This is a genomic window from Bacteroidetes Order II. bacterium, from assembly GCA_016788705.1.
Taxonomy (GTDB): Bacteria; Bacteroidota; Rhodothermia; order Rhodothermales; family UBA2364; genus UBA2364.
In genome coordinates this window covers 1-24,949 of the sequence record JAEUSQ010000058.1, presented here as the reverse complement: position 1 = coordinate 24,949, position 24,949 = coordinate 1, and the positions used below count along the sequence as shown (strand labels likewise).

Annotated in this window: 29 protein-coding genes and 2 tRNA genes; 27 read left to right on the top strand and 4 right to left on the bottom strand. The window is 46.5% G+C overall.

Going from position 1 to position 24,949, the window contains the following annotated elements; translation table 11 throughout:
- Positions 1 to 8 precede the first annotated feature (8 nt).
- The 23 genes from JNN12_15115 to tgt all read left to right on the top strand — a co-directional run bounded on the left by JNN12_15115 (position 9) and on the right by tgt (position 15,866).
- On the top strand, positions 9 to 275 hold the full coding sequence (locus JNN12_15115) for an AtpZ/AtpI family protein (GenBank protein ID MBL7979664.1): 267 nt from the start codon (positions 9 to 11) through the stop codon (positions 273 to 275).
- Positions 276 to 499: 224 nt separating this feature from the next.
- Complete coding sequence (locus JNN12_15110; GenBank protein MBL7979663.1) at positions 500 to 802, top strand: hypothetical protein; 303 nt, start codon at positions 500 to 502, stop codon at positions 800 to 802.
- A gap of 16 nt (positions 803 to 818) precedes the next feature.
- Positions 819 to 1,913: a F0F1 ATP synthase subunit A gene (atpB, locus tag JNN12_15105; protein ID MBL7979662.1), complete on the top strand. Its 1,095-nt coding sequence runs from the start codon at positions 819 to 821 to the stop codon at positions 1,911 to 1,913.
- 65 nt (positions 1,914 to 1,978) lie between these two features.
- Positions 1,979 to 2,197, top strand: coding sequence for an ATP synthase F0 subunit C (atpE, locus tag JNN12_15100; GenBank protein MBL7979661.1), 219 nt, complete (start codon positions 1,979 to 1,981; stop codon positions 2,195 to 2,197).
- A gap of 121 nt (positions 2,198 to 2,318) precedes the next feature.
- The gene (atpF, locus tag JNN12_15095; GenBank protein ID MBL7979660.1) at positions 2,319 to 2,828 is read left to right on the top strand and encodes a F0F1 ATP synthase subunit B; all 510 of its coding nucleotides are present in this window, start codon (positions 2,319 to 2,321) and stop codon (positions 2,826 to 2,828) included.
- Between the two features lie 55 nt (positions 2,829 to 2,883).
- Entirely contained in the window at positions 2,884 to 3,435 is a 552-nt protein-coding gene (atpH, locus tag JNN12_15090) for an ATP synthase F1 subunit delta (GenBank protein MBL7979659.1), read from the top strand.
- A 68-nt stretch (positions 3,436 to 3,503) separates the two neighbouring features.
- Positions 3,504 to 5,093 (top strand): F0F1 ATP synthase subunit alpha, encoded by a 1,590-nt coding sequence (locus tag JNN12_15085; GenBank protein ID MBL7979658.1) that lies wholly within the window; start codon positions 3,504 to 3,506, stop codon positions 5,091 to 5,093.
- 55 nt (positions 5,094 to 5,148) lie between these two features.
- A complete protein-coding gene (gene atpG, locus JNN12_15080; protein ID MBL7979657.1) occupies positions 5,149 to 6,072 on the top strand; it encodes an ATP synthase F1 subunit gamma in 924 nt (307 codons plus the stop codon).
- A 120-nt stretch (positions 6,073 to 6,192) separates the two neighbouring features.
- Positions 6,193 to 6,393 (top strand): hypothetical protein, encoded by a 201-nt coding sequence (locus tag JNN12_15075; protein MBL7979656.1) that lies wholly within the window; start codon positions 6,193 to 6,195, stop codon positions 6,391 to 6,393.
- A 94-nt stretch (positions 6,394 to 6,487) separates the two neighbouring features.
- Positions 6,488 to 6,572: transfer RNA gene (locus JNN12_15070), tRNA-Ser, on the top strand.
- A gap of 69 nt (positions 6,573 to 6,641) precedes the next feature.
- Positions 6,642 to 6,726 (top strand) — tRNA-Ser (locus JNN12_15065).
- Between the two features lie 75 nt (positions 6,727 to 6,801).
- Positions 6,802 to 7,680: a DUF58 domain-containing protein gene (locus JNN12_15060; protein MBL7979655.1), complete on the top strand. Its 879-nt coding sequence runs from the start codon at positions 6,802 to 6,804 to the stop codon at positions 7,678 to 7,680.
- Positions 7,681 to 7,708: 28 nt separating this feature from the next.
- Positions 7,709 to 8,293: an isoprenylcysteine carboxylmethyltransferase family protein gene (locus JNN12_15055; protein ID MBL7979654.1), complete on the top strand. Its 585-nt coding sequence runs from the start codon at positions 7,709 to 7,711 to the stop codon at positions 8,291 to 8,293.
- Entirely contained in the window at positions 8,290 to 9,294 is a 1,005-nt protein-coding gene (locus JNN12_15050) for a hypothetical protein (GenBank protein MBL7979653.1), read from the top strand. Before JNN12_15055 ends, JNN12_15050 begins: the two co-directional genes overlap by 4 nt.
- Complete coding sequence (locus JNN12_15045; protein MBL7979652.1) at positions 9,291 to 10,049, top strand: NAD-dependent deacylase; 759 nt, start codon at positions 9,291 to 9,293, stop codon at positions 10,047 to 10,049. The genes JNN12_15050 and JNN12_15045 overlap by 4 nt, the downstream gene beginning before the upstream one ends.
- Positions 10,046 to 11,050, top strand: a complete 1,005-nt coding sequence (locus tag JNN12_15040) for a VWA domain-containing protein (protein ID MBL7979651.1) — start codon at positions 10,046 to 10,048, stop codon at positions 11,048 to 11,050. The genes JNN12_15045 and JNN12_15040 overlap by 4 nt, the downstream gene beginning before the upstream one ends.
- Before the next feature lie 86 nt (positions 11,051 to 11,136).
- Positions 11,137 to 12,060 carry a UDP-N-acetylmuramate dehydrogenase gene (murB, locus tag JNN12_15035; protein ID MBL7979650.1) on the top strand — a complete coding sequence of 308 codons (924 nt, stop codon included), beginning with the start codon at positions 11,137 to 11,139 and terminating at the stop codon, positions 12,058 to 12,060.
- Positions 12,061 to 12,069: 9 nt separating this feature from the next.
- Positions 12,070 to 12,786 carry a heme exporter protein CcmB gene (locus tag JNN12_15030; protein ID MBL7979649.1) on the top strand — a complete coding sequence of 239 codons (717 nt, stop codon included), beginning with the start codon at positions 12,070 to 12,072 and terminating at the stop codon, positions 12,784 to 12,786.
- A 40-nt stretch (positions 12,787 to 12,826) separates the two neighbouring features.
- Positions 12,827 to 13,525 carry a cytochrome c biogenesis protein CcsA gene (gene ccsA, locus JNN12_15025; protein MBL7979648.1) on the top strand — a complete coding sequence of 233 codons (699 nt, stop codon included), beginning with the start codon at positions 12,827 to 12,829 and terminating at the stop codon, positions 13,523 to 13,525.
- A gap of 24 nt (positions 13,526 to 13,549) precedes the next feature.
- Positions 13,550 to 13,801: a CcmD family protein gene (locus tag JNN12_15020; GenBank protein MBL7979647.1), complete on the top strand. Its 252-nt coding sequence runs from the start codon at positions 13,550 to 13,552 to the stop codon at positions 13,799 to 13,801.
- A 36-nt stretch (positions 13,802 to 13,837) separates the two neighbouring features.
- The gene (locus tag JNN12_15015) at positions 13,838 to 14,221 is read left to right on the top strand and encodes a cytochrome c maturation protein CcmE (GenBank protein ID MBL7979646.1); all 384 of its coding nucleotides are present in this window, start codon (positions 13,838 to 13,840) and stop codon (positions 14,219 to 14,221) included.
- Positions 14,214 to 14,678: a DUF1499 domain-containing protein gene (locus tag JNN12_15010; GenBank protein MBL7979645.1), complete on the top strand. Its 465-nt coding sequence runs from the start codon at positions 14,214 to 14,216 to the stop codon at positions 14,676 to 14,678. The genes JNN12_15015 and JNN12_15010 overlap by 8 nt, the downstream gene beginning before the upstream one ends.
- A gap of 57 nt (positions 14,679 to 14,735) precedes the next feature.
- Positions 14,736 to 15,866 carry a tRNA guanosine(34) transglycosylase Tgt gene (gene tgt / locus JNN12_15005; GenBank protein MBL7979644.1) on the top strand — a complete coding sequence of 377 codons (1,131 nt, stop codon included), beginning with the start codon at positions 14,736 to 14,738 and terminating at the stop codon, positions 15,864 to 15,866.
- Here the strand turns inward: tgt and JNN12_15000 are convergent.
- Positions 15,861 to 16,703, bottom strand: a complete 843-nt coding sequence (locus tag JNN12_15000) for a DUF4249 family protein (protein ID MBL7979643.1) — start codon at positions 16,701 to 16,703, stop codon at positions 15,861 to 15,863. The two genes, tgt and JNN12_15000, sit on opposite strands and share 6 nt — an antisense overlap.
- A gap of 316 nt (positions 16,704 to 17,019) precedes the next feature.
- Here JNN12_15000 and JNN12_14995 point away from each other — a divergent pair, with 316 nt between their 5' ends.
- Positions 17,020 to 17,364 carry a ferredoxin family protein gene (locus tag JNN12_14995; GenBank protein MBL7979642.1) on the top strand — a complete coding sequence of 115 codons (345 nt, stop codon included), beginning with the start codon at positions 17,020 to 17,022 and terminating at the stop codon, positions 17,362 to 17,364.
- Positions 17,365 to 17,512: 148 nt separating this feature from the next.
- Here JNN12_14995 and JNN12_14990 read toward each other — a convergent pair whose 3' ends face one another.
- The 3 genes from JNN12_14990 to JNN12_14980 all read right to left on the bottom strand — a co-directional run bounded on the left by JNN12_14990 (position 17,513) and on the right by JNN12_14980 (position 21,136).
- Entirely contained in the window at positions 17,513 to 19,720 is a 2,208-nt protein-coding gene (locus tag JNN12_14990; protein MBL7979641.1) for a multicopper oxidase domain-containing protein, read from the bottom strand.
- A 72-nt stretch (positions 19,721 to 19,792) separates the two neighbouring features.
- Positions 19,793 to 20,533, bottom strand: a complete 741-nt coding sequence (locus JNN12_14985; GenBank protein ID MBL7979640.1) for a DUF3347 domain-containing protein — start codon at positions 20,531 to 20,533, stop codon at positions 19,793 to 19,795.
- 117 nt (positions 20,534 to 20,650) lie between these two features.
- Positions 20,651 to 21,136 (bottom strand): hypothetical protein, encoded by a 486-nt coding sequence (locus tag JNN12_14980; GenBank protein ID MBL7979639.1) that lies wholly within the window; start codon positions 21,134 to 21,136, stop codon positions 20,651 to 20,653.
- Positions 21,137 to 21,353: 217 nt separating this feature from the next.
- On the opposite strand from JNN12_14980, the gene JNN12_14975 reads away from it, so the two are divergent.
- The 3 genes from JNN12_14975 to JNN12_14965 all read left to right on the top strand — a co-directional run bounded on the left by JNN12_14975 (position 21,354) and on the right by JNN12_14965 (position 24,700).
- Positions 21,354 to 21,989, top strand: coding sequence for a hypothetical protein (locus tag JNN12_14975; GenBank protein ID MBL7979638.1), 636 nt, complete (start codon positions 21,354 to 21,356; stop codon positions 21,987 to 21,989).
- 223 nt (positions 21,990 to 22,212) lie between these two features.
- The gene (locus JNN12_14970) at positions 22,213 to 23,106 is read left to right on the top strand and encodes a hypothetical protein (GenBank protein ID MBL7979637.1); all 894 of its coding nucleotides are present in this window, start codon (positions 22,213 to 22,215) and stop codon (positions 23,104 to 23,106) included.
- Between the two features lie 160 nt (positions 23,107 to 23,266).
- Entirely contained in the window at positions 23,267 to 24,700 is a 1,434-nt protein-coding gene (locus JNN12_14965; protein ID MBL7979636.1) for a hypothetical protein, read from the top strand.
- Positions 24,701 to 24,949 lie beyond the last annotated feature (249 nt).

Genomic DNA, 24,949 nt, shown 5'->3' with positions numbered 1-24,949 from the left:
TCATCACTATGGGAAACATATCTCCGAAACGGAAAGAAATTCGGCGGCACCCCAAAGCAGGCAATGAATACATGCAATTGGGTATTCAAATCGGTACTTCTTTTCTCGCTTTTATCGGATTGGGTTATTGGCTGGATGGTATGTGGCATACCAAGCCCTTGTTCCTACTGATTGGTGCTGCCTTTGCGATGCTTTCTATGGTGGCCTTGCTGTACAAGGTCTGGAAACAATTGGATGCCAAGGCCGAAAAAAAAACAAAAGATCAGGTCTCTTAACAAACTATTTCGGAAGGGCCTTTTCTTAGAACAGCTTTCAAGACAAAAGAATCATCTCGTCTTCGGAAGTCCTTCATCTTATTTGATCCAAATCTTTAAAAAGCATAGGCATTCATTTAGTATTCATTCCGGTCTCATTTAGAATTCACCCCCCGCTTTCCCGTCTGGCTTGGTTGCTGAATTATTTTGGCTACGCTATCAACAACTTATGTTTAAAACCACTCATGACAGAAAATGCTGTTTTATTCAGTTTGGTGTTGGGGTTAGGAGTAGGCCTTCTAAGCGCAATAACCAATTTTTGGTTGACAAGACGTGGGATAGGACAGGATGTAAAACGGTTTCTGACATTGGTTCTTGGTAGCATGGCATTGCGGTTTATAGGCGTTTCGATTATGGCAGTTCTGATTGTTCTGTTTCTGCCTGTGAAGAAAGAGGTTTTTATACCTGCCATGTTATTGTCTCTGCTTGCCGGCATTGCGTTTGATACGTATCGGCTCTATTCGAAAGCAAAAAATAGAATTGAATAAACCATCTGTTGTACGTATGAAGTTCAAGCATTTGTTTCTGGGCCTGATCCTAACCGCTTTTTGTGGGAGTGCTCCTGTTTTTGCCGGAGGTGACGGCGATTTTGATGCCGTGAGCCACACAGCGGATGGGAATTATTTAGATTTTTCACCGGCAGGCTTGCTGGAACTGCCCCGTATCTTTTTAGTGAAGGATGCAAATGGATCATATGGCTTAGAGTTTTATGGCAGTACGGGCAATGCCTTGATTTCGGGTAACTATGCTATTTCTGAAGCCGAAACGACCAAGAAAGCGGAACACGAAAACCATGATACCAGTACAGAGGCACTAGACCCACACCATTACCTTCATGCAGACATTGTAGCAACACATGCGACCCTTGTGGTGGACTTTTCCCCTACAAGACATTTGGTTTTCATGATCATCGCAGCCATTTTGGTTTGTATTGTTTTTATCTCGCTTGCCAATCGGTACAAAAAAGGTGTTGGACGTACTTCTGCGCCTAAAGGGCTTTTCCAGAACATGTTCGAGACCCTTGTGCTGTTTGTGCGTGACGATGTGGCCCGTCCGAATCTCGGTAAGAATGCCGACAAATACATGCCATATTTACTATCGTGCTTTTTCCTGATTCTTTTTGCGAACCTTTTCGGGCTTATTCCATTTAGCGGTACGGCAACAGCCAATATTACCACAACAGCTGTTCTGGCGATCTTCACGTTTCTCATTACGCAGAAGGCTGGCACGAAAGATTATTGGATGCACATTTTCTGGCCTCCGGGTATTCCTATCTGGATGAAACCCATTTTGATTCCGATTGAAATCTTGGGCATCTTCACCAAGCCTTTTGCATTGGCTGTGCGGCTTTTTGCAAATATGACCGCCGGACACTTGGTTATCCTGAACTTCATCGGCCTTATCTTTTTATTCAACGTAAAGTTTGGTAGCGTGGCCGCATATGGGGTTGCACCCTTAGGTGTGTTTATGGCCTTCTTCATTAATATGATTGAAATCATGGTCGCCTTTATCCAAGCCTATGTATTCACGATGCTCTCTGCATTGTTTATCGGAATGGCGGCAGAAGAACACCACCATGACGAAGCACACGCGCATTAATCGGTTTTCTCAATAAGAACCAAAACATTATCCTAACAACATAACTAACTACGAAAGGTAACAACATGGAAAACATCGGTCTTCTTAGCGCTGGTCTCGGTGCCGGTCTTTCAGTAATCGGAGCGGGTTTAGGCATTGGACGTTTGGCTGCTGCTGCTCTCGAAGGTGCTGCACGTCAGCCGGAAGCAACGGGTGACCTGCGCGCCCTGATGATCGTAGCTGCTGCCCTTATCGAAGGTGCTGCGTTCTTCGCACTCGTAATTTGCTTATTGCTCGCGCTCTAAGTTAACCATAGCGTTTTGTCGTAGAGGAGCTAGGCCATCTTGCTCTTCTACGACCATTGCGAAGTACCTCTACTTCTGGCAGACCTTGATCTGAACCCTTCACGTTTATTGTTTAATTATCATGACCCTCATCATTGCTGGTGGCATTGTATCGCCCAATTTAGGTCTGGCCTTTTGGCTGATTATTGTTTTCTCGCTCGTCATGTTTGTGTTACGCAAATATGCTTGGGGCCCCATCACAAAGTCTTTGGCTGAACGGGAGGAAACCATTGCCCTCTCTATATCACGTGCCGAAAAAGCACTAGCAGAAGCCAAGCAACTTTCCGAGGACAATGCGAAAGCGCGCCGTGAGTCTGAACTTCAGGCACAGCAAATCATTCGCGATGCCCGTGAAGCAGCCGAGTCATTACGCAAAGCCGAGGAAGAAAAAACCAAAGCACAGATCAAACAGATGCAAGAACTGGCACAGGCAGAGATTGACCGTGAAAAACAAGGCGCACTTGAAGTCCTACGGGCCGAGGTCGCTACACTGGTTATTATGGCTGCCGAGAAGGTTGTAAAAGAAAATCTGGATTCTCCGAAGCAACGGCAATTGGTGGATCATTTCATTAAGGATCTATCCAAAAATTAATTCGATTCTTTGGTGGTGTACAATCGCCATCGAAGAAGCAGAAAAACAAAAAAACATGAGCCAGAATATAGCCCGGCGATACGCACAAGCCCTGTTTGCAGATGCCAATGCACAACAAAAGGTGACGGCTGTGGATGCCGACGTATCTTTGTTGTTGCAAACCCTCAACACGTCTCGGCCTTTGACCCTGTTTTTTTTAAGTCCAGTCGTCAATCGCGAAAAAAAAGAAGCTGTCATCCGAAAACTACTGGGTGATAGGGTCTCTGTTGGCTTCCAAAACTTCTTGCTGTTACTGGTAGAGAAAGGACGCGAAGCCATGATCCATGAGGTTTGTGACGCCTATCAGCAACTCAGAAACATCCAGCAGAATATTCAGGTGGCCGAAACACGGGTAGCCGTTCCACTAAGTAACGACGAACAAGCGGCCTTGAAGCAGGAACTGGAAAAACTGACGGGAATGCATATACAGCTACATGTATCAACAGATGAAAGCCTCATCGGCGGGGCGGTCGTCCGCATCGGGGACATTGTTTACGATGGCAGTGTGAAGACACAACTCAATGCGCTTCGCGATCGTTTGCTGAAAGGTTCCTTTCTGAACAATTGAGGGCGTACCTAAAACCTGAACGTGAAAGTCAAACAAACCGCATAATCACCTTTTGAAAGAGAATAAACATGGCAACTGCAATCCGCCCAGATGAAATTACAGCTGTACTTACCAGCGAATTAGGTAATTTCGCAAGCGAAACGGATGTTTATGAAGTTGGCACCGTACTCCAAGTGGGGGACGGGATTGCCCGTATCTATGGCCTTTCGAACGTTCAGGCCGGAGAATTGGTCGAGTTTACAGCTTCCGGTGTGACCGGAATGGTACTGAACCTCGAAGAAGATAACGTGGGCGCCGTATTGTTCGGTAAAAGCGACCATGTAAAAGAAGGCCACGAAGTACGCCGCACCAAGCGGATTGCTTCTATCCGCGTTTCCGAGGCCATGCTGGGTCGTGTTATTGACCCGCTCGGTAATACACTCGACGGAAAAGGCCCTATCACTGGCGAAACCTATGAAATGCCCCTTGAGCGGATTGCGCCGGGTGTTGTATTTCGGGAGCCTGTAAAAGAACCCTTGCAAACGGGGATCAAGGCCATTGATGCCATGATTCCGATTGGTCGTGGGCAGCGTGAATTGGTGATTGGGGATCGCCAGACGGGTAAAACAGCCGTATTGGTGGACACCATCATCAACCAGAAAGACACCCACAAGACCAATAAGCCCGTTTTTTGTATCTATGTGGCAGTGGGTCAAAAGTCTTCTACGGTTGCACAGGTCATGCGTTCGCTCGAAGAAAATGGTGCTTTAGAATATACCGTTATTGTAAATGCACCTGCCTCAGACGCCGCTCCGTTACAATTTATTGCGCCTTTTGCAGGTGCAGCCATCGGAGAATACTTCCGCGATACCGGACGCCATGCACTCGTCATTTATGATGACCTTTCCAAGCAGGCCGTTGCTTACCGCGAAGTTTCGTTGCTCCTCCGCCGCCCACCCGGTCGCGAGGCTTATCCGGGCGATGTTTTCTATCTGCACAGCCGATTACTGGAGCGTGCGGCCAAGATTATTAGCGCAGATGAAGTGGCTAAGAACATGAACGATCTCCCAGAATCGCTACGGGATAAAGTGAAAGGTGGGGGGTCGCTGACCGCACTTCCGGTAATTGAAACCCAAGCGGGCGACGTTTCGGCCTATATTCCAACGAACGTTATCTCGATTACCGACGGACAGATCTTCTTGGAGTCTAACCTCTTTAACTCTGGGGTGCGTCCGGCCATTAACGTAGGGATTTCGGTAAGCCGTGTTGGGGGGAACGCTCAAGTGAAAGGGATGAAGAAAGTGGCTGGTACGTTACGTTTGGACTTGGCGAACTTCCGAAGCCTCGAAGCCTTTGCAAAGTTTGGATCGGACTTGGATGCGTCCACCCAAGCCACGTTGCGCCGTGGGGAGCGTTTGGTTGAAATGCTCAAACAAGGACAGTTTCAGCCCATGGGGGTTGCTTACCAGATTGCAGAAATATACTTGGCTGGGAAAGGTATCTTGGATAAACTCCCTGCCGAAAAAGTTCGTCCGTTCCTACAAGAATTAAACGAAACCTTGCGCACCCGCTATACGACCCAGATGGACGCCATCACCCAATCCGGTGTAATGGGCGACGAAGAAGCAAAAGTCATCGAAGGAGCGGCCAAAGATTTGCTAAACGTTTATGGGGCATAAGGTTAGGTTTTGGGAAGTGGCTCCTTTCTTTACTCTGAAGAATCGTTAGAAATACATGGCAAACTTAAAGGAAATACGCAACCGGATCGCCTCGGTTATCAACACCCAGCAGGTTACCTCTGCCATGAAGTTGGTAGCGGCCTCTAAGTTGCGTAAGGCACAAGAACAGATATTTGCTACGCGCCCCTATGCGTTCAAAATACACGAGTTCATCTCCGAAATGCAGGCCAGCATTGATCCAGAAACGCATCCTTTGCTCAAGCCTCATACAGAACTGAACAATGTCTTGATCGTTTTGATCTCGGCAGACCGTGGGTTGGCTGGTGCATTTAATACCAATGTCATCAAAAAAGCGGAAGCGCTCATTAAAGACGAATACGCGGAATTTGAGGCGAATGGCAATTTGTTTATGCTGTGCTTGGGGCGTAAAGGACATGATTATTTTGCTAGACGTGGCGCCAAACTGATTGGTGACTATCGTGGGTATTTCCAAAACCTAAACATCCGACACAACGATGAGGTAGAAGACCTGATCCGAGAAGGATATCTGGAAGGTAAGTGGGATAAAGTGGTGATCGTTTATAATGAGTTCCGAAATACAATTTCTCAGAACTTGATAGCGGAACCCTTTCTTCCTATTCCACACGAGCGATTTATAACGCCTGTGATGGAAAAGTTTACCGATGAAGCCCATCAGTATCATCCGACCAAGAACTTCAAAGATCAGTATATTTTTGAACCGGATGCCACATCATTGGTGAATGAATTGATTCCTCGGTATCTAAATCTTCAGCTTTGGCGGATGTGCCTAGAGTCTAATGCAGCCGAACAAGGTGCACGGATGGTCGCGATGGAAAACGCCACCAACAACGCAGGTGAATTATTGCGTCAGCTTAAATTGACATATAACCGCGAACGGCAGGCCGCAATTACCAAGGAAATCATCGAGGTTTCTTCTGGCGCAGATGCACTCGGATAAGCAGGCTACGATATCTCTCTTTGAAAGGCACTATTGTTTCGATAGTGCCTTTTTTGTATCATCCAGTTATCATCCACAGGCCAATGCCGCTTATAAATGGTAACCCAAATTTTCTAAGGAATGGAAAATCCAACTCCACAGCAACACCCACCACGGCAAGTAACGGGCTTTTTAGCACTAGGATTGGGGCTGGCAATGCTGGTATTTGCATTGGTTGAATACTTGCGTAACGGAACGTTTAACCAAATTTTATTTATTCTTGGAGTGGCGAATCTGGTATTGGCACTTGCACGCATGAAAGCAGCCCGAGTGCGTAAATAAAGTTGGTGTGATGAGATGCTTTTAGTCATTTCTACTTGCGGAAGCTGTCCAAAAAGTTTTATATTACGGGTCTTACGGCATTAAGCGTAATTCCGGAAGGGTGGGTGAGTGGCTGATACCACCGGTTTGCTAAACCGACGTACCGAAAGGTACCGCGGGTTCGAATCCCGCCCCTTCCGCAACATAATTCATATGTGGATACGGCTTGCTTTTAGCAGAAAGTCAAGATATGTATATTTATGGATTCCGGAGGGGTGGCAGAGCGGTTGATTGCACCGGTCTTGAAAACCGACGTACTGAAAGGTACCGGGGGTTCGAATCCCTCCCCCTCCGCAAATTGTGCCCTCATCGGTTTCCGGTGAGGGCTTTGTATATTACGCCATTCCGTATTTTTTATATCCTCGTGCCATGGTCCCACGCGAAATTCTCCGAAAAGTCCGTCAGTTGGAAATCCGTACAAAAGGGATTGTCTCCAACCTATTTGGGGGCGAATACCACTCTGCATTTAAGGGGCGAGGAATGGAATTTGTGGAAGTACGTCCTTATCAGTTTGGAGACGATATCCGTACCATAGATTGGAATGTTTCAGCAAGGAGTGGGGACGAAACCTATGTGAAGGTCTTCCAGGAAGAGCGGGAGCAAACTTTGATGCTGGCGGTGGATATTTCGGGATCGGGGCTTTTTGGTTCGCGTTACATGTTCAAAAAAGACTTGGCAGCGGAAGTCTGTGCAGTCTTGGCCTTCAGTGCCATTCAGAACAATGACAAAGTGGGATTATTGCTTTTTAGTGACCGCGTAGAATTGTTTGTCCCCCCCAAAAAAGGTAGGCGGCATGTCCTGAGGATTATTAGGGACTTATATGCTTTTCAGCCCATTTCCAACCAAACGAACATTGCTATTGCCTTAGAGCATTTGCTGCATACGCTGCGTCGTCGGTCTATTGTGTTGATTTTGAGCGACTTCCTGAACGAGGGGTATGATCGTCCATTAAGGATTCTGGGTCGTCGTCACGATACCGTTGCCATACGGATTTCGGACAAGCGTGAAGAACAATTACCCGCATTGGGGTTATTGCAGGTCACCGACACCGAAACGGGAGAAACGTTGGTTTGTGATACAAAGAGCAAAGACTTTCAGAAACGGTTATGGACGTTTGTGCGGAACCGAGACACTGCATACGCAGAACGATTCCGTAAAATGCAGGTGGACCTGATCGCATTACAAACCGATGAAAGCTATATTGAGCCTTTGTCGCGGTATTTTAGAGAACGGCATCGGCGCCGTTAGTTTTATCTATAACCAAATTAAAGTATATATGGAAACCGAGTTAATTCAGCGCTTGCTTTTTAGCGGTCTGGTGGTTTGTTGGTTTCTGTTTTTTATAACCTTTTTGTATCAGGCCCTGGTTCCGATTCACCCTGGACTTCGGCGGAGCCATTCATTGCTGGGGAGTTTTCTTCAGATACTCGGTTTTGTTGTTTGTATAGGAATCCAGCGCCCTGTTTTTGTACCATTAGTTAATGTTTCATTCTTTTTTCAATGGTTTTTTGGTGTGGTCTCTCTGGCATTGGGATTTAGTGGTTGGTGGTTGATTGTACGGGCACACCAATACATTCGCTTTAGGCCACCTGTACGGTTTGAACCTGCAGAGCCGTTTCGTTTGGTACGCGAAGGCCCTTATGGGGTTATCCGCCATCCAATGATGGTAGGGTGGTTTTTATTGTTGTTTGCCACTGGTATCACAGTCAGTTCATGGACCGGATTTGTTATGGGCGTCCTCTTTTTTGTTTGGGGCACCTATATCCATTTGATCCGCGAAGAGAAAATATTAGCGGATACATTTGGGCAAGCATTTGAGCAATATCGAACAGAAATACCTCCTTTTATTCCCAAGTTATGAACACAACCTATCGCTTCAGACAATGTTTATGGGTAGGCATCTTGCTGTTTTGTTTAGGTCTCTTGGCTCCTGTTTGGGCACAAAAGGCTTGGTTGGAGGCTACGGTGGACTCCGTGCAGAATGGGCAACGGTTTGAACTAACCTTTTTGGTTCAAGTGGGCACTGGCCAAAAATTGATCCCGCCTCCTATTGGGAAGCAACTGGGAGATACAGACTTGTTGCGCGAAGTGGCCCGTGAAAAAAGCCGTACAAATAATGGTCCCGAAGTAACGGCTATCCGGTTTGAATCTGCGGTCTTTGGGGTGGATTCGGTTCAGGTCCGGCTGCCCTTTGGCTTAGTCGCCGGCCAAGATACCCTTTGGCAAGAGACCGCGCCGCTTGTTTTAATCATACAGGGCGTGGTTCCTAAGCAAGCACAAGAATTAAAAGATATTACTCCGATCACAGCATTTGGGACAGATTGGATGTTCTGGATATGGATGGGGCTTGCCCTATTCATCTTGGGGCTTGCTGGATGGTGGATATGGCGTAAGTACTGGAGAAAAACAGAACAAGATCATCCATTACCAGAACCTATCCCAGTCTTGACCCTGTTCGAGCGTGCATTGACACGCCTTCAGGCATTGGCGTCATGGGAATTAACGGATCAAGAACGAATTAAAGCGTATTACACCGAAATTTCTGAAGTAGTGCGCATGTATTTGGAAAAGTCGCTTCGGATTCCTGCACTTGAATCCACTACAGGAGAATTATTGGCTCGATTAAAGGCAAAGGAAGACCGGCATTTGCGGATACATTTCTCCCCTCTTTTGATTGGTGAAATTGACTCCCTCTTGTCCTTATCGGATTTGGTAAAATTTGCAGACTTCCAACCGACGCCAGCGGTTCATCCACAGGCATTAAAGCAAGCCATTGAATTACTTACAACAATCGAACAGCTCTTGCACCCTGTCGTACCAACCACTCCAAGCCCACCCGTAGTGCCAGAGGTTACGCCATGATTCCAGAATTGCTGATTCAAAAAATGTACACTGCAGAACAGGTTTTGGTACTCACGGGCGCTGGAATCAGTGCAGAAAGTGGGTTGGCTACGTTTCGTGATCCGGGCGGATATTGGGATCAATACCGACCGGAAGATTTGGCAAACGAAGGTGCTTTTCGGCGGAACCCACGTTTGGTACAAGGCTGGTATCATGCGCGTCGGAAGGCGGCACTGGCCGCCTCCCCCAATCCTGGCCATCAGGCATTGGCGGCATTGGCCGGGTTTTTCTGTGTGTTTACCTTGGTGACACAAAATGTGGATCGGTTGCACCAACGGTCAGGAAGTGATCGTGTAATCGAGCTTCATGGCAATATTCAGCAGTTTCATTGTATCGAATGTGGCTTAGATGCTCCCGAAGCAGTGTTCGCGGAAATAGCGTCGGGCCAAGTGGCTTGTTGCAGGGCGTGTGGCGGCTTGGTACGCCCGGCAGTGGTCTGGTTTGGCGAATCACTGCCAGAAGAGGCCTTAGATGCGGCTTGGCAAGCAGCGACACGGGCGGACGTGGTACTTTCTGTTGGCACCAGCGGACTGGTATATCCGGCGGCGCACTTGCCACGGGTCGCCAAACGTGCGGGTGCATTCATTGCGGAGGTCAATATTGCCCCGTCGGCGCTCGCTTCCCAGATGGACATGGTGCTGACCGGAAAAGCAGGAGACCTGCTTCCGGCCTTGCTTGATGCACTCCAAAACCGTAAAAAAGCCCATAAATCATGATTTTACCCCGCATAGATCAATTTGCCCAGCCTTGGTTCCTCGCTCTCCTGAGCCTGATTCCCCTTCTTTTTTTGTGGTTTTGGTGGAAAAAAAGACAGGGCCAAGTAGGATTATGGTTTAGCAATGTAGCGCTTTTACGGAGCGTACCCAGTTCTTGGCGGATACGCCTGCAATGGATTCCAACGGCCTTACGATATATCGCTTTTGGGCTGGCAATTATTGCTCTTGCAAGGCCCCAAGCCACTCACACCTCGAACGAGAAATTTGCCGAAGGGATAGACATCATGATGGTGATGGATGTCTCTACTTCAATGAAGGCCATGGATTTTGAACCCAACCGATTTGAGGCCGCCAAGCGGGTGGCCTCTGAGTTTATTGCCAGTCGGATATCTGACCGCGTAGGGCTGATCGTCTTTGCAGCAGAAGCTTTCACACAGTTCCCTCTTACCCTAGACTATGACTTTGCCCAAAATATGCTGGCTGATGTACAGATGGATGTGATTGAAGATGGAACAGCAATTGGTACCGCTCTTGCAACGGCTACAAACCGCTTGCGCGATGCTAAAGCCAAAAGCAAAGTAGTGATATTGCTCACCGACGGACAAAACAATCATGGTGTCATAGATCCGGTTACGGCCTCGGAGGTGGCTTCGAGCATGGATGTACGGGTTTATACCATTGGCGTTGGACGAAAAGGCACTGCTCCCTACCCGATGGATTCCCCGCTTTTTGGTCGTCAAACGGTTCAGGTACCTGTAGAGATAGACGAAGACATGTTGCAGAATGTCGCCAAGAATACGGGTGGAAAGTACTTTCGAGCCACTACTGATGGTGCCTTAGAATCCATCTATCAAGAAATTAGTAATTTAGAAAAAACCAAAATTGAACAACGCATCTATACCGACGCGGTAGAATTGTATCCTTATTTTCTTTGGCCCGCTTTGTTACTGCTCTTATTGGAATTGGGTATGCGTGCCACCATATTCCGGACGTTTCCTTAAGTTGCTCTATAACCCCCATTTTTCTCCCATATTCCACTTGGTAAGCCCAACCCAAAAGCCTACTTTCTGGTGCAAAAGCCCAATACATGACCGTACACCATACCTTCGTCCATAAAATTCAAAAAAACGTTGTTCTGGCTCCTTTTACCACGTTTAAGATTGGGGGGAAGGCTGATTATTTTGTAGAGGCAACCACCGAAGACGAATTGGTACTGGCCATTACCCAAGCCCGAAAAGCGAACTTGCCCTATTTTTTATTGGGATTAGGTGCTAATATTCTGATTGGAGACGGTGGTTTTCGGGGTTTGGTGATCCGTAACTTAGCACAAAAAGCTTTCTTAGACCCCTTGACGGGGCTATTAACCGTAGAAAGCGGGGCTTGTGTGTTCCCAAACCTAATTGAAATGGCTGTTTCTGCGGGATATGGGGGGCTGGAGCATTATGCGGGCATCCCCAGTACCGTTGGCGGAGCGTTATGGCAAAACCTACATTTTTTATCGCCACCACCCGCCCGCAGCCGCACCATGTTTATAGAGGAAGTACTACACACGGCACGCATCTTTACTCCCACTAATGAAATCTTTACCGTAGAACGGGATTGGTTCGGGTTTGGATACGATCAGTCTCGGCTACACCACTCTGGCGACATCGTGCTTTCTGCAACATTTCAATTGACAAAAACAAACGAACCCCACCTGCGTGAAACAATAGCGGCGAACCTGCAATGGCGTCAGGAACGACACCCGCCTCTTGATACCGAGCCCAGCGCCGGAAGCATCTTTCAAAAAATTGAGGGTATCGGCGCAGGACGTTTGATAGACCAGGCAGGGCTAAAAGGATACCGAATAGGTAAGGCAGAAATTTCCTCAAAGCACGCCAATTTCATCGTAAATCGAGGTGGGGCGACTGCTGCCGATGTCCGTACCTTAATTGCGTATGTACAGCAAGTAGTTCAACAGCGTTTCGGTCACTTTTTACAGCCTGAGATCGGTTTTATCGGAGAGTTTTAGGTCTATTTTATGCCTCAGAAGAATATGTTACATAGCAACCCGACACGCTCGAAACTCCGCTATTGGCTCAATGGTGCTTATGCCGTATTTGAAAAAGATGTTCGTCTGGAACTGAGAAGCCGATATGCACTCAATATGTTGCTGATGTTCATTGCGTCCACATTGTTTTTGGTGGTGGTCTCTTTGGGGAATGAGGTGATTGGTGCAAGGGTGCAAGCAGCATTGGTGTGGATTATCCTGCTCTTTGGTTCGGTCATTGGTTTAGGACGCGGATTTGTCTCGGAAGTGGACCAAGGAACGGTTTTGTTGCTTCAACTTCATACGCGTGGAAGCATGGTCTATGCCGGAAAGTTGGCTTTTAATATTGTGCTTTTGTTTGTACTGAATGTGCTGGCATTAGGTGCTTTTTTACTCCTGATGAACATCGCCGTAGAAAATCTTTGGCAACTAGCATTGGTATTGTTTTTAGGTACCTTAGGACTCTCCGGAACCACCACGCTGCTGGCCGCCATGATTGCACGGACCCGGAACAGTGGGCCATTATTGGCTGTTTTGGCCTTCCCATTGTTAATCCCCTTGCTCATGTCGGTGGTTGCAGCTACCAATACCATCTTGCTAAACGGTGGGTGGGTGCGGATACAAGAAACCTGTGTTACGTTGGTGGCCTTTGCCGGATCGGTGATCAGCGCATCGGTTTTGTTGTTTGATTATGTGTGGCGAGAGTGATCTTGCGTAGAATATAGGATATGACTTATCCTTTAGCCGAATGAACATGACAATTGTTGTAAAAAAACGAATTAAGATGGGCATTGCCATATGGATGACCGCCGTTATTATTGCGGCTTTTGTTCTTTCGGCTGCAACCAAACTACCCATCTTAGAGCAAACCGCTCGTAATTTATATTTCCACGTACCAATGTGGTTCACTATGATGATGGCCTACTTTGTCTCGGCCTATTTTGCGGTACAAGTACTGAGAACCGAAGACCTGCAATGGGACATGAAGGTCGTAGAAGCCACCCGAATTGCCATGCTGTTTGGGGTTCTTGGAATGTTGACAGGCATTGTATGGAGTCGGTTTACTTGGTTTTTGGGAACCGGAAAATGGTGGGGAAGTGATCCTAAACAAATGATGGCTGCTGTCCAACTGCTTATTAGCGGGGCCTATTTTGTCTTACGCTCGGCGTTGGATAATTCGCGCCTCCGCGCACGCATTTCTGCGGTCTATACTTTGTTTTCAGTGGTATCCATGATTTTTTTGCTGTATGTTTTGCCCCGTTTAACCGAAAGCTTACACCCTGGAACAGGAGGCAATCCAGCCTTTGATAAAATAACCGATCCAACCATGCGGCTCGTATTTTATCCGGCCATTTTGGGCTTTTTTGGCATTGCGTGGTGGCTGTTCGACCAACGAGTCCGACTCGCACGTGTAGAGGAAGACACCGAAGGGTTTTATATCCGATAACCTTCATTTACGTTTATGACAAGTATGCTGTATCTTTTTAGCCTTCTGAACCTTTTGCAAGGGCAACAACCAAAGTGGTCTGATCCCAATGGTGTTCCGACTGCACAACCCACCGGATACGAAGCGGTGATGGTTTCGGATGATAAAATTTGGGTGGTACTGGCGGTGGTGCTGATCATTTGGATAGGAATCCTGTTTTACTTATTCCGTACAGATCAGAAAATCAGTACGTTGGAACGGGCATTGCAAGAGGCCAAGCATGAACAGACTCTTTAACACCTTTATCCTTAGGTTATTTTAATACAAAATCTTATGAACAAGAAAACGATAATAGGATTGATCCTTCTGATCGGATTTGGTTCCTTGTTGTTTATGAACTTTGGCAAGCAAGTGGGCGGCTATATGAACTTTACGGATGCTGCTACAACCGGAGCCCAAGCCCATGTGGTAGGGACTTGGGTAAAGGAAAATGCCTATTCGTATGACCAACAGACGAATGTTTTTTCTTTTCATATGAAAGATCAAAATGGAAAAGTGATTAGGGTGGTGTATAACAACCTTAAACCAGCTAATTTTGAAGATGCCGAACAAGTGGTGGTAGAAGGTAAGATGTTGTCAGACGGACAATTTGAGGCCAAACACATTCTGGTGAAGTGCCCTTCAAAATACAATGAGCAAGTTAAACCAAATGTTTAAGCGCAAAAACCTGCTCGTTTTGGCTGGCATAATGGTCTTTTTAGGAGGTGCCCGAATGCTGTTTCCGAATAGCGACCAAAATATGCACCCTCTGCTGAACAAAATGGAAAATCCATTACCACCTTGTCCCAATAAACCTAATTGTATTCGAGAAACCCGTGTTTTTTCTTCGGATCGAAAGCAGGTATTCGAGGCTGCCTTTGCGTCTATTCAGCGTTGGAATGGTTGGTTACATAGGAGTCAGATTGTTTGGCAAAGTACTGAGCGGGGCGAAATTACGGCCACTTTCCGAATTGGGATCTTTACAGATGATTTCCAAGTTGCCCTTACCGAACAATACGGACAAGTTTATGTCCATGTAAGAAGCGCAAGCCGCTTGGGGCATGGTGATCTCGGCGTGAACAGCCGAAGGGTGCACACGTACTTTCAATACGTAAAGGAAATACTTACAACTTGACCATAATGGAGATGGGGCTTTTTTCGTTGCAATTAATGAATGTTACCTCTTAACTGAATGAAGTTTACCCTTTTCCATACCGACGAACACACCCATGCGCGTGCTGGCTTGATCGAAACCGATCATGGGACCATCGAAACACCGATTTTTATGCCCGTTGGAACGGTAGGGAGTGTAAAAGCCATACCACCGTGCGACCTTTTGGATGAGGTGCAAGCACAAATCATTCTGGGAAATACGTATCACCTCTATCTTAGACCGGGTACGGGTTTGCTTCAGGCGGCAGGGGGACTACATAAATTTGCCTCTTGGCCCAAGCCCATGCTGACGGATTCTGGCGGCTTTCAGGTATATTCCCTTGCTGATAACCGCAAACTCACGGAAGAGGGCGTGCGGTTCCAAAGCCATATAGACGGTTCTACACATTTCTTTACGCCTGAATCGGTAATAGACATTGAACGGATGATTGGTGCCGATATCATGATGGTTCTTGATGAATGCCCTCCTGGCGATGCCCCTTATGAATACGCAAAAAAATCGTTAGATCTAACCTTACGATGGGCAAAGCGATGTCGCGACCGCTTCGAGCATACCGAACCGCTTTATGGCTATCAACAAACCCTTTTCCCCATTGTTCAGGGCGTAGTTTATCCGGATTTGCGGCGCGAGTCCGCACGCGCCATCGTAGATATGGGATTCGAGGGCTATGCGATTGGAGGACTTTCCGTAGGGGAACCTGCTCCGTTAATGTACGAAATGGTGGAGGTGGTAAATGAAATTCTACCTACTAATAAACCCCGCTATTTGATGGGGGTCGGTACACCCGAAAACCTGATCGAAAATGTGGCGCGGGGCGTGGACATGTTCGACTGTGTAATGCCCACACGAAATGGCCGGAATGGGATGCTGTTTACGACCGAGGGCATTGTAAATATTAAGAATAAAAAATGGGAATCAGACTTTTCGTCTATTGATCCGGGGTTGGAGGGCTATATCCACCGAACGTTTAGTAAGGCATATCTACGCCACTTATTCAAAGCCAGCGAGATTTTAGGGCTATGGATTGCCTCAGTGCAAAATCTCACGTTTTATCTGTGGTTGATGCGTCAAATGCGAACGGCCATTTTGGAAGGTAGATTTGATGCCTGGCGACGCGAGTGGTTGCCCAAAGTTACCCACCGCTTATAGCGATTGGCGGTCTATGTGCCCCATTTGCCGAAGCGTTTCTGGCGGAATTTTCCATGTAACCACATATCGGTTTTGCGAACCCCAAAAACCAATCCCATTGGCTACATTTTGGAGTGGCATATTGGGTTTGCGCAAGCGTTGTTCCCACTGGGCATCCAATTGTACGCCCTCCACCGAAATGCCATAAATACGCAATCCGTTACTGATATTCAGCATATCGGCCACACGGAAGCAATCGTTTTGAAGTTTAATGGGTACATTCCATTGTCCGGCATTTAATTCACCTGCTGTGTGATAGTCAAAACGAAAGGCAGCAGGCGGGGTTGTATCGTCTTTTGCAGCACGATACCAAACTTTAGCGCGATAAGGCAATATGGACGTTTGTACCAAAACCCGCTGAATCCAGCCCAATCCAACATCACGAGCCGGGCTTTGTACAGAAACCAGTGGAGTGGTTGGGATGGTGGTCTCGGCGGAGGCCTCGTATCCAGTTGTGTCTGTCACTTTCAATGTATAGGATTCTCCGGCTTGGGCACGAAAAATGGCATAGAATAAGTGTTCTTTTTCGCCGTTTGTGGCCGTAATCAATGAGTCGCGCCACACAAGCGTTTGTCCGGTACTTTTTACAATGGTTTTTACGCCTCCAACCTCATAAAGCCCACGCCCATCGGCCCTTTTTAAGGCCGTTACCCGTACAAATTGCGTATCCCGTGCGGTATCCAAATACCCATAAACCGAAACACGGATGGGCGCATTTTGGATGTAAGGCTGGATGGTGTTGTCGCAACCGCTCAAAAAGAAAACCCATAACCCGAAGAACAAAACACTTTTTTTCATTGTGGTAAAGTTCGTGATCAAGAACCTTGCTTACATAGCCGCATACTAAAAAAAGATGCGATACAGTTTTAGGCATAAGGACAGATTTAATCTACAAGAATTAGATTTCCAAGTCTATATTTTACAAATATTTACTTCAATATTTAATGACGTTTTTTTTATTTTTCCAGACAAGATGAATATCCAATACCTAAATAAAATGAGATCAGGGGTGTAGAAAATACATATTCAAGTCTTGACATGATGGTCATAACGTCCTATCATACCATAATCGTTTGTTTAGACAAATCCATCCAATCACCCAAACACTTAAAATATGGCATATGTAGTAACGGAGGCTTGTATTAACTGTAAATATACAGACTGTGTTGAAGTCTGTCCTGTAGATTGTTTTTACGAAGGCCCCAACTTCTTGGTCATTCATCCCGACGAATGTATTGATTGTAATGCTTGTGTACCAACCTGCCCAACCGAAGCCATTTTTGCCGATGATGAACTACCATCACGTTTAGAACATTATGCAGAGCTAAACCGCGATTTGGCAGATCGTTGGGCTGCCCAGCATCGTAATATCACGGCTAAGCAAGAGCCTTTACCATACGCTGATGCTGAGATGCACAATGAAAGTAAATCGGAACGGGATATTAAGCTGTGGGACTAACTCTATACCTGTTTCTCGAAATTAAGAGCCTCGCCTATAGTTGTGTAGAGGCTTTTTTATTGCAAAAGCTCTTTTGAAGTGCCAAAACAGGTTTCCTTAGAAAAACGCCCATCAGTACCGGAGTTGGCATGATGGGCGTTCTGTATGTCTAATAGGTAAAAGCCAAGCCCGCGCCCCATCCCATTTCATTGTGATAGCTTGCAGAGAGTGCTAATTTTTTGGTTAGAATATAATGCACATCCAATAGGTATTCCCTTTCGGACGTTATAGACATCCCCAATCTACCTCGGCTCGAAAACGCCAAATCCTCACGGCTCAACTTCATTTTAACACGCCCGGTATGATCCATTCGCGCATCTAATTCCAGAAAAAGCGGTAATACATAACGAAATCCAGCAACTATATGGATTTTTTCATGGGAATGATCTTGACCCAACCAGTCTTTCTCGTTGGCATGGGTTTGGTTTCGGAAATCTATGCCAACATATGGCATCAGGAATTGATTCCGGCCTATGAAACGCCCGACGTGTGTTTCTACCTCCACTTTAGGGTGGTTTAGCCAACCTACATGCCAGTGCGTCCCGATAGACCAGCGGGTATTTCCAAAGCCCAACATTCCTTCACTCCCATTGGTTTGTAATCCTGCATGAATCATGGCATGAAACTGCCGATCGTCTTGATACACTTTACGTAGCGCTTTCTTGGGATCAGGGATTTCAGGATTTGGAGGAGAGTTTTCGTAGCGGAAAATCCGCCCCATACCTGCCATCATATGGTAGAGGATATGGCAATGGAAAAACCAATCCCCTCCACTTTTATCGTTTGCGGCAAATTCTATGGTATTGGTTTCCATCGGCATAATGTCCAGCACATTCTTGAGCGGAGCATATGCTTCTTGTCCATTGATCACACGAAAAAAATGCCCATGTAAGTGCATCGGATGACGCATCATGGAACCGTTATACAGCTCTATTCGGATGTTTTCGCCTTGTTTAATCTGGATCACATCACTTTCCGATACGGTGCGGTTATTGAGTGTCCATACATAGCGGTTCATATTGCCCGTTAGTTCAAACCGGAGGGTTCTAATGGGTCCTTCGGGGAGTGTGGTTTTGGTTGTAGAGCGTAGCATCGCATAGTTCAACACGGTAAAATCATCCGAGACCACATAACGGGACGGGTCTTGTTTTCCATCTTCATAGCCAGACACCTCTGGGTACATCACCGTATTCATGTCCATTTGTTGGAGCGACATGTTCATGCCCATATCATCCATCGAGCCATCTAAGCGCATCATATCGTTCATCATCTTCATGCCCTCAAAGTATTTGAGTTTGGGCAAGACTGGCTGTTGAACCGTATCGCCGCTTCCAAGAAACAAAGAAGCATAGTTTGTACGATCTTCCGAGGTGGCCTTCAGTTCGTAACGCTTATTTTCGGGGATGTTCAGCACTACATCGTAGGTTTCTGCAACAGCAATCATCATCCGATCTACCCCAACGGGTTCCACATCTTTGCCATCGCTCGCTATGACGCTCATTTTCCCACCTGCATATTCTAACCAAAAATAGGTGGATGCACTCCCATTAATGATTCGCACGCGCACCTGATCTCTGGCTTTAAACTGCGGTGCATTTTGTTCGGGCTGGCCATTGGCCAGAAACTGTTCATAATACACATCCGAGACATCCATCGCTAACATACGCTTCCATTCATTCACTAATTTGGTTTTGATGTGGCCTTTTCGGAGGGCCTCGCCGTAGTTTTGGGTGGCTCCTTTTTTGATAGCATACCAGTCGGTGGCATGGTGTAAACTGCGGTGGATTTGGTTGGGGTCTTCGTTCGTCCAATCACTCAGTAATAAGACGTATTCCGGGAGTTTATCTTGTGGCCGAATGGTTGGATCGTCTTGTTTTTTATGGACAATCAAGGCCCCATACATGCCTTTTTGTTCCTGCATTCCCGTGTGACTATGGTACCAGTAGGTTCCACTTTGGATCAAGGGAAAAGTGAACAACTTGGTTTCGCCCGGCTGAATAGGCGCTGTTGTCAGATAGGGTACACCGTCGTAACGATTGGGCAAGAGAAGCCCATGCCAATGCAACATCGTCTCTTCGCGTAAGGTGTTGTGAACATAAATCTCGGCAATATCGCCCTCTGTAAACGTAAGGGTGGGTGCTGGTAATTGGTTGTTAATCACTATTGCCGCCACATTTTTACCGGTGAAATTGACTGTTTTTTCGCCCACATACAAATCGTACCGGATAATGTTTTGGGCTTGACTCCATCCCCCACTTTGTAGCAAGAAAAAAGCAAGGCAAGTCCATAGGAGTCTATTTTTAAAACACTTCTTCATACCCATTTTTAGCTAATACGGGAACAGGAGGTCCCAATCTGAAACCTCCCGTTCTCCAAAGAAGTGAAAAAATTAATTAATGGTCGCTTTTACGTTCCCACACGTCAACATGCTCTTGCCATAGTACGGGTTTTTAATGACCTTCTCCATACTCAGCCAGTCGGCGCCTTTTCCTTGATTGGCCATCGGGCAAAATTGCAGATATGCGGGCATATCCAAAACGTTGAAGGTCTTTACGAATGCAATAGTAGCCTCCGAAAGGCGTATAAAGGCCATACGTTGGTCTTTAATGGCATTGGCACTCGAAATGGAAGCGGCGCTTTCGTCTATTTTCGCTGCAAGGGATATATATGCCGTCCGTTGATTTGCTTGGAATTTGTCTCTTGTCACTTTTCCGAGTGTCAAACGGAGTGCCTTTGCTTGTGTAATTGCATCGTTTGGATTGTCTTTTACTAACGCATCCTTCACCGAAAAATAGGCGGTCAGAACGGAACGCAACTCACTTCTAAGGCCCGCTTCTAAGACGTTTTGTGGAGCGGCTGTGGCCGATTCTTTGGGTTCCTCACTGCTTGTTTTGTGGCCGTCGCCTTTTTTGCAATGTTCGCAGGCTTCACCCGCTTTGTGGCCGTCGCCTTTTTTGCAATGTTCGCAGGCTTCACCCGCTTTGTGGCCGTCACCTTTTTTGCAACGCACACACGTTTCACCCGTGCAAGCACAATTTTCTTTGCAATGTTCGCAGGTTTCACCCATTTTATGGGACTGCGTATAGGTAAACGGAAGACTTAAAAGAAGAAAAAAGAAAAAGAATTTCATGGTTGAATTAGGTTTAAGTTCAGTGTTTGGGTGTTAACAACATCTCCCTATCGTTAACACCAAGCCTTATACTGCTTTAGTACAAAGCATTGTAATACAAAGATTTGAACAAATATCCTAATTCCGAAAAATGCAGAGTAGTGCTTGCCAGTTGTCCGGTGGCGGACGGGCCTCATGATAGAAAAACGGCTTGGGTTGGGGCAGTCCCGAATCCAATACCACCAACGAGGCCGTAGAAATAGGCGCGACCAAATCGTTGGTAGAAGTTGGCACAATAATCCCAGCGGCGGTATCGGTTTGGGGTACTTCTACCTTGCAACATACGGCCCGTTTAAGGCTGGATGGTTGGGGAGTATGTGGTGTATTCCGATGCGCAACCGAGGCACGATGACAACTTTTGGAATGGAGTGTTTTCTTAAAGGCATGAGACCCAACACGTGGCTGTCCCTTCTTGCCCTTCATCCGACAACATGCCCTCTTTCCCGCCACTTGCTTCTTTCCCGACATAGCGCACGCATGAACCACTACCGGAATATGGAGCAATAACAACCAGACCAATAAAAAGCCAGCAAAAAGCCGAAATATGGGATGGTGGTTTACCACGTGTTTTTGGAAAATGATGCAATTTTTTTAAAACATCCAACATACATGAAAGGTTCCATTTTCTTTTGATGATTTTTTCTGACTTGCCTGCTTTCCCGATTATCAGCATCTGGTTAATGGAAAAGGCATGGCTGTTTTCAAAAAAATACCTTGATGTCTCTATGCAATTCTTGTATTATACCGCAATCACCAATATTTTAACCATAAAAGCAGAACCATGAAAAGAATCTTGATCACCGTTTTGGGCGTTTGGTTGATGGCCCCAAGCACACACGCCCAGTTTATGAGTAGTAATCTTGAAGTGGGGGTTCTAACCGCTAAGGTAAATGGCGACCAAACCACCGCTTTGCGTCTGGGCGTGCGTAATTTTTATTTACATGCGGCCAATACCGAACTTGCAAGCGGTTTAAAGGCGGTCTCTGTTGGGCCAGAACTTTACATCCCCATTATTGGACGACGCACCCGAAAACACCACCCCGAAAGATTGGGCCTTACGTTACAGGGATTTGCACGCGCTGGCAGTTACTACGACGACGATGGCAGTTTGGTAGAACCTTTTATCATACGCTACGGTGGAAATGTACACCTGCATCGCGGTTTGGCATTGGGGCGCCTGATGGTTATTCCACGCGCCACTTGGGGATATTACCGGAATAATAACTATGACGAAGACGCCAACCAACTTTCGCAGACGGATTTCCGAAATCTACAACTGGCCATAAAAGGCGGGTTCCGGATTGGCCGTAAGGCAACCTTGGCCGCCGAATGGTCCACGGGAAATACCCAAAACCGCATTACCGAACAAGAAACCAAGGCTTCTGCTTGGATGTTCTCCCTGCTTTTCCGGCGATGAGCCGATTTTGGTCATCTGTTTTAGCCAATAAATAGTATCTTATTAGGCGGTAACATCGTTACTGCCTTTTTTTATTTATCCTTTAACCCTAATTATGATGAAAACATGCCTTTTTCTTCTGTTTGGCCTTCTTTTTTCCTTAAGCACACGAGGGCAAAGCCAATCAGATACCAGTATCCTACTTTATTACAACGGTAGTATCAATGGGAAATTTCAAATTTTAATGCACCTTTCACTGACCGAGGACGTACTAATTGGAACGTATGTTTATGCTTCTCAAAACAAGCCCATTACCTTGCGCGGAAGCCTGTATGAAGCCCAGTTCTCTGCTTCAGAATACGATGCTGCTGGGCGCATCACCGGAACCTTCAAAGGGGAATTAGATGAGTTTGAGAACATTCAGGGGCTTTGGCGCAGTGCCGATGGTAAAAAACAATATCCCTTCTCCATAGAACGCATCGGCAGTCGAAACCGACTAAACACTACGCATCCCCATCAATTTGTCATCAAAGATGCATCTCCTAAATACGAAGCACGGTTTAGTGTGGCAAACTGCGAAGACGATACCTGTACAGGACTGGCCACCATTGGTTTATACGACAAATCTGGTAAGCACATTCAGACCTTTTTTTCCGATGATTTATACATGGCACTCGACGAAAAACAAAAGCCATCCATAAATGTGGTCCAACTTTATAATGAACAAAGTGCGCTCGTTTTTGATGATTTTAACTTCGACGGGCAAACCGATCTGGCTATCCGAAATGGCAATATGAGCGGATACGGTGGGCCAAGCTATGATGTTTATTTATATCAGCCTGCTAAGCATCGCTTTGAATTCCATATTCCGCTCTCACTCATGGTCATGGAAAACCTAGGCCTATTCCAAACCGATGTGAAGCGAAAAGTTTTGGTCACCTTCACCAAGAGCGGCTGTTGCTGGCACCAAACCAGTGAGAATGCCTGGCGAAACGGCCAAATTGTGCCCATTAAAAAAATTACCGAAGATGCTACAGTAAACAACGACCGGGTAGTAGTAACTACGGAGGTGTTGACCGGGAAAAAGTGGAAAAAAAGCGTAAAAAATTATAAAATAACAGATTATTACAAAGAATAATTTACAGACATTTCGGGATGCATCTGCAACGTAACAACCAACGGCTTTGTTTCGTTATTTCTAAAAACCATTTTCGTAAGGGGTTCTCTATACGATCCCAAAGGACGAAGTATCTTGTAATCCGAAAAGTTTTCCACCTTAAACTTGTTAAACAAGCCCTATGAACAAACTTGCTATACCTGCCTTGCTCTTCCTGATGCTTTTTATATCCGCCTGTGATACCACCGGGAAGGTACTGAAGCGGGCTACCACCCTTGAGGCAAAAGGGCGGTATGAAGATGCCGCAATGGCCTATATACAGGTTCTCCAAAAAAATCCTACCCTTTCTAATGCACGTTCTGGCTTACAAAGTACGGGCGATGCGGCCATTAGGGCCATATTGGCAGAACAAACCCGGGATGCCAAAGCACAGGTGAACCACTACCGCCGGGTGGATAACCTGGTGCAAAAAGCAGATGCCGTAAACCTCTCTCTCACGCTTCCAGCAAATTATCAGACCGACCGCCGGCGGGCCTTTAACAATGCCATCCGTGAACTGGTGACACAAGCCGAAAACTTGGGCATCGAACGAAAGTGGGAACAGGCCCTGAATAGTGCCAAAGAAGCCCTGCAATATGAACCAGACCCGGATGCTGAGCGGATGATTCGTAATCAAATGTTTGACCTCGAAGATCAATGGAGTAAAGATCTTGCCGCTGCGGGATTGGTTGCAGAGCGCAAACGCGATTGGTCGGGCGCCCTGCGTAACTACGAAAAAGCTGCCGAAATCACACCTGATGAGCGCATGAAGGAGGAAATGACCCAAGCCCGAAGCAATGTCTTGTTTCAATGGGCCGAGGACGACATTCGATACAACAAGTTCCGTGCAGCGTATGACAAGTTGGGCCGTTCCTTGGAAATGACCCCGCGAAACGAGCGGGCCCGTAGCCTGATGGAAGAAGCCATGCGGCGCGGTAGCCGGAAAGTAGCGTTTTTACCCCTTTACCGCACGGCGGCAGCCACACAAGAAATGCCGGATAGTTTTGTGCAGGAATTAAACGACGAACTCCAGTTTGGCTACTGGGGCAAACCGCCTGCCTTTGTTGTTACCAGCGACCCACGCGACATACGGCGCGAAATGCGCAAAGACGACCTCGAAGGCCGTGTCCTTTCTGATGACAAAGTGTATCTCTTGGGAAGGCGTATCGGGGGAGATTTTATTGTTTTTGGAGAGGTAGATCGCTTTGTTGTAACCGAACGTAACGTCCGTGAACGAGACCGAAATGCGAATACCTTCTCTAAGCAAAAAGTAACCTACAAAGAAGTGATTGTAGAACGGAAGGTGGAAGTGGGCGTTTCTTTTCGGATTCTGGAACTGAGCAAACGTCGGCTCTTTACCTCTGGCGGCACCCGGCATACCGAGGTGATTCAATATAAAACTGCAAAATATGCGGGTAATATGGCCGATTTAGACCTCAACCGTGAGCAGCGGGGCATTTTTAATGGAGAAGACAAACGCGAAAACCTGAACAATATGATTACAAAAATGGTGCGGGAAATCGGGAAAAAGACCGCTAATGGGGCTTATACAAAACTTTTAGACGGTATTGAATAATCCCTTTTTGTACAAAATTATACAACGGGTCTCTATTGCAGTGGCCCGTTTTTTATCCAAGAGCCTCACTATATCTGACATTCCCCACCCCTTTAGATTCGGAAATAGTCTAAGTACATGACAAAAAAGGGGTAATGATTTTTTGGTACAAGTGATTAAATTGATTGATTAAGACTTGCGCCACCCATTCTAAGCCATATGCGAATAATGATTTTTCTGGTCTTCCATGTTTCTTGATTTTGATTGGTT